Source organism: Rhizobacter sp. P2_H2 (assembly GCF_056403375.1).
Window position 1 is genome coordinate 1 of the sequence record NZ_JBFUFP010000440.1, and the last position, 4282, is coordinate 4282.

The 4282-nt window shown below is 68.5% G+C and carries 5 protein-coding genes and 1 tRNA gene; all 6 read left to right on the forward strand.

Annotated elements, in window-relative coordinates:
• Positions 1 to 1235: protein-disulfide reductase DsbD (gene dsbD, locus AC1D15_RS19885; RefSeq protein ID WP_477827333.1), on the forward strand; the 1235-nt coding region annotated here is incomplete at its 5' end.
• A gap of 45 nt (positions 1236 to 1280) precedes the next feature.
• Positions 1281 to 1357 (forward strand) — tRNA-Met (locus AC1D15_RS19890).
• A 121-nt stretch (positions 1358 to 1478) separates the two neighbouring features.
• Positions 1479 to 1943 carry a cupin domain-containing protein gene (locus AC1D15_RS19895; protein ID WP_465110698.1) on the forward strand — a complete coding sequence of 155 codons (465 nt, stop codon included), beginning with the start codon at positions 1479 to 1481 and terminating at the stop codon, positions 1941 to 1943.
• A 127-nt stretch (positions 1944 to 2070) separates the two neighbouring features.
• Positions 2071 to 3177 carry a 6-pyruvoyl trahydropterin synthase family protein gene (locus AC1D15_RS19900; protein WP_477827334.1) on the forward strand — a complete coding sequence of 369 codons (1107 nt, stop codon included), beginning with the start codon at positions 2071 to 2073 and terminating at the stop codon, positions 3175 to 3177.
• Between the two features lie 43 nt (positions 3178 to 3220).
• On the forward strand, positions 3221 to 3856 hold the full coding sequence (queE, locus tag AC1D15_RS19905; RefSeq protein WP_477827335.1) for a 7-carboxy-7-deazaguanine synthase: 636 nt from the start codon (positions 3221 to 3223) through the stop codon (positions 3854 to 3856).
• A 4-nt stretch (positions 3857 to 3860) separates the two neighbouring features.
• Positions 3861 to 4282: methylated-DNA--[protein]-cysteine S-methyltransferase (locus AC1D15_RS19910; RefSeq protein WP_477827336.1), on the forward strand; the 422-nt coding region annotated here is incomplete at its 3' end.

Genomic DNA, 4282 nt, shown 5'->3' on the forward strand with positions numbered 1-4282 from the left:
GCGTGTTCTTCCTGGCCGGCGTGCTGCTGTCGTTGACGCCCTGCGTGCTGCCGATGCTGCCGATCCTGTCGTCGATCATCGTCGGGCAGGGGCACAGCGTGACCCGCTCGCGCGGGCTGGCGCTGGCCGCGAGCTACTCGCTCGGCATGGCGCTGGTCTACACCGCGTTCGGCGTGGCGGCGGGGCTGGCCGGCGTCGGGCTCGCGGCGGCGCTGCAGAACCCGTGGGTGCTGGGCGTGTTCGCGCTGGGGTTGGTGGCGCTCGCGGTCTCGATGTTCGGCGTGTATGAGTTGCAGTTGCCGGCGGCGCTGACCGGCCGCCTGACCGAAGCCTCGCAGCAACTGCCGGCCGGGCGCATGGCCAGCGTGTTCGCGATGGGCGGCGTGTCGGCGTTGATCGTGAGCCCGTGCGTGGCCGCGCCGCTGGCCGGTGCGCTGGTGTACCTGAGCCAGACACGCGACGTGCTGCTCGGTGGCACGGCCTTGTTCTCGTTGGCGGCCGGCATGAGCATCCCGCTGCTGCTGGTCGGGGCGTCGGCTGGCACGCTGCTGCCGCGTGCCGGCGCATGGATGGACGGCGTCAAGCGCCTGTTCGGCCTGATGTTGCTGGCGGTGGCGTTGTACACGGTGCAGCCGGTGCTGCCGGCCGCGCTGGCGCTGGCGCTGTGGGGCGCGTTGCTGATCGGTGCGGCGGTGGTGGCGTTGGCCGGGGGCGCGCACGCGCCGGCGACGGCGCCGGGCACGCTGCTGCGCAAGTCGGGTGCGGCGGTGCTGGCCTTGCTGGGCACGCTGCAATTGGTGGGCGCGGCCTCGGGCGGCACCGATCCGCTGCAGCCGCTCGGGCATTTGCGGGGTGGCGGTGCCGTCGCGGCAGCGCATGGGCCGACCTTCGCGACGGTGCGCAGCGTGGCCGAGCTCGATGCCGCGCTGCGCAGCACGGGCCGGCCGGTGATGCTCGACTTCTATGCCGACTGGTGCGTGTCGTGCAAGGAAATGGAGCGCTTCACGTTCACCGACGCGGCGGTGCAGGCGAAGCTCGCGAACGCGCTGCTGCTGAAGGCCGACGTCACGAAGAACAACGACGACGATCGCGCGCTGCTGAAGCGCTTCCGCCTGTTCGGCCCGCCGGGCACGATCTTCTTCTCGGCGGACGGTCGTGAAATGCAGGGCACCCGCGTGATCGGCTTCCAGAAGGCCGAAGAGTTTCTCGTGACATTGCAGCGGGCCGGTCTGTAAACCTCGCAATGCCATCAGTTCCTGTGCTATAGTCACAGGCTCAGTCGCGGGGTGGAGCAGTCTGGTAGCTCGTTGGGCTCATAACCCAAAGGTCGTTGGTTCAAATCCAGCCCCCGCAACCAAATCCAGAACAAGAAGGCCCTCCATGCGAGGGCCTTTTTGCATTTCAAATCTGGCGCGGGATGTGGCGCAGACTTTGCGACATGCAGGTCCTGCAGTCCTGCAGATTCAACAGGGTCAACCATGAACATCAAACCAACAATCTTGTTTCTGTGCGCGGCGGCTGTGCTGTCGTGCAACGTGATCGCCCAAGCTGCTGATGCAGGCGTGGTCACCTTGACGCCGGAAGAAATGAAATGGGACACGGGCGGCCTCGCCGTGCGCGGCATCTCCCAGGCGATCCTGATCGGCGACCCGGCCAAGCCGGGGCCTTACACGATCCGACTGAAAGTGCCCGCCGGCTACAAGCTTGCCCCGCACACGCACCCCGATTTCCGGCAGATCACCGTGCTGTCCGGCACTTGGTACACGGGCTATGGCGAGAAGTGGGATGCCAAGGCCCTGAAAGCCCTGCCCGCGGGCAGCTTCTACACCGAGCCGGCCAACGTCCCCCACTTCGTCGAAGTGCGGGACGAGACCATCGTTCAAGTGACCGGCATGGGTCCCGGCGGACGGCACTTCGTGAACCCCGCCGACGAACAGAAGTAAGGCCTCCACAGGCCGCGACGGGGTTTTCGACCCTCGCTAAAATGGCCCTCCGGAGCGCCCGTGGACGGCGCCGCGCAACGMCCACGGACCGTGGGCGTTCCTGCTTCCAGACTCCCACAGAGACAGCGTGCCGATCAAGACCCTCCACTGCGCCGCCAGCGGTTTCGAGTCCGCCTGCGAGGTCAGCCTGCTGCCCGCAGGCCATCGCTCGCGCCGCCTGCATGGCCACAGCTTCCTCGCGACGCTGCGCGCCGAGTTGCCGCACGGCTGGGCCGCCTTTCCCGGTGGCGAGGTCGAACGCCTGCGCGCCGATCTCGAATCGCGCACCGCCCAGCTCGACTACCGCCTGCTCAACGACATCGTCACGCAGCCCACCGACGAGAACCTCGCGCGCTGGATCCGCTCGCAGCTCGACGCCCCCGGCATCACGCAACTCGGCATCCAGAGCACCGCGCACGGCGGTGTCGACCTCGATGCCGCCGGCCAGGCCCATGTCTGGCGCCGCTACCTCTTCCAGGCCGCGCACAAGCTGCCGAACGTGCCGCTCGGCCACAAGTGCGGCCGCATGCACGGCCATGGCTTCGAGGTCATCGTGCACGCCAACCAGGACCTCGGCGCGCGCGACCTCAGCATCGACTACGACCACCTCGACGACTGCTGGGCCCCGCTGCACCACGAGCTGAACTACGGCTGCCTGAACGACCTGCCCGGCCTGCAGAACCCGACCAGCGAGCTGATGTCGAGCTGGCTGTGGGAGCGCCTGAAGCCCACGCTGCCCGAACTCTCGTGGATCACCGTCTACGAAACCGCCTCGTGCGGCGCCAACTACGACGGCCACCACCACCGCATCTGGAAGGAGTTCACGCTCGACAGCGCGCTGCAGCTCAAGCACGCACCCGACGGCAGCCCGCTGCGCCGCATCCACGGCCACACCTACACGCTGCGGCTGCACTTGGCCGCACCGCTCGATACGCTGATGGGCTGGACGGTCGACTTCGGCGACGTGAAGACGCTGTTCGATCCGATCTTCAAGGCGCTCGACCACCGCCCCCTGTACGAGATCGAAGGCCTCGCCGACTGCGATACCGCCACACTCGCCGCATGGATCCTGAAGGAGGCACGCGCCGTGCTGCCGATGGTCGATCGCGTCGACCTCTACGAAACGCGCGGCTGTGGCGCCATCGTGATCGCCGACCAGGCCGAGGCGCAGGCCGGCCTCGCGATCCCGATCTGAATCGACGCACGAACGGACGCGTGAACGAACGGAAGGACGCAGCATGACCTATGCGGTCAAGGAAATCTTCTACACGCTGCAAGGCGAGGGCGCCCAGGCCGGGCGCCCCGCGGTGTTCTGCCGCTTCGCCGGCTGCAACCTGTGGTCCGGCCGCGAGCAGGACCGCGCGGCGGCCGTCTGCCAGTTCTGCGACACCGACTTCGTCGGCACCAACGGCGTCAACGGTGGCAAGTTCGACACCGCGCTCGCGCTGGCGCAGGCCGTCGCGTCGCACTGGCCGAAGCCGCACACCGGCCGGCCGTTCGTCGTGTGCACCGGCGGCGAGCCGCTGCTGCAGCTCGACGAGGCGCTGGTCGACGCCTTCCACGCCCAGGGCTTCGAGATCGCCGTCGAGACCAACGGCACGCAGCCCGCACCCGAGGGGATCGACTGGATCTGCGTCAGCCCGAAGGCCGATGCCGAGCTGGTGCTGACGCAGGGCCACGAGCTCAAGCTCGTCTACCCGCAGCCGAAGGCGATGCCCGAGCGCTTCGCGGCGCTGAAGTTCGACCACTTCTTCCTGCAGCCGATGGACAACCTCGAGCGCAAGCGCAACACCGAGCAGGCGGTGGCCTATTGCCTGGCCCATCCGCTGTGGCACCTGAGCGTGCAGACGCACAAATACATCGGCATCGCGTGACGCGATGAACAACGTTCGCCACGCCGTGTTCGCCACCGCCATCGGGCCCTGCGCGATCGCGTGGGGCGCGCAAGGCATCGTCGGCAGCTGGCTGCCCGATGCCGACGAGGCGGCCTTGCGCCGGCGCATCCAGCGACGGCTGCCGGAGTCGATCGAGGGCCTGGCGCCGCAGGACATCCAGGTMGTGATCGACCGCCTGCAAGCATTGATGGAAGGCGAGCGCGTCGACCTGTCCGGCTCGCCGCTCGACATGACCGGGCAGCCCGATTTCCACCGCCGTGCCTACGCGATCGCGCTGGCGATCCCGCCCGGCGAGACCCGCAGCTATGGCGAGATCGCGCAGCAGCTCGGCGAGCCCGGCGCTGCGCGTGCGGTCGGCCAGGCGATGGGCAGCAACCCGTTTCCGCCGATCGTGCCGTGCCACCG

What these genes read in the sequence shown, in the direction of transcription:
- AC1D15_RS19895 (WP_465110698.1), top strand. Translation starts at nt 1,479, where the DNA reads ATGAACATCAAACCAACAATCTTGTTTCTGTGCGCGGCGGCTGTGCTG.
- queE (WP_477827335.1), top strand. Translation starts at nt 3,221, where the DNA reads ATGACCTATGCGGTCAAGGAAATCTTCTACACGCTGCAAGGCGAGGGC.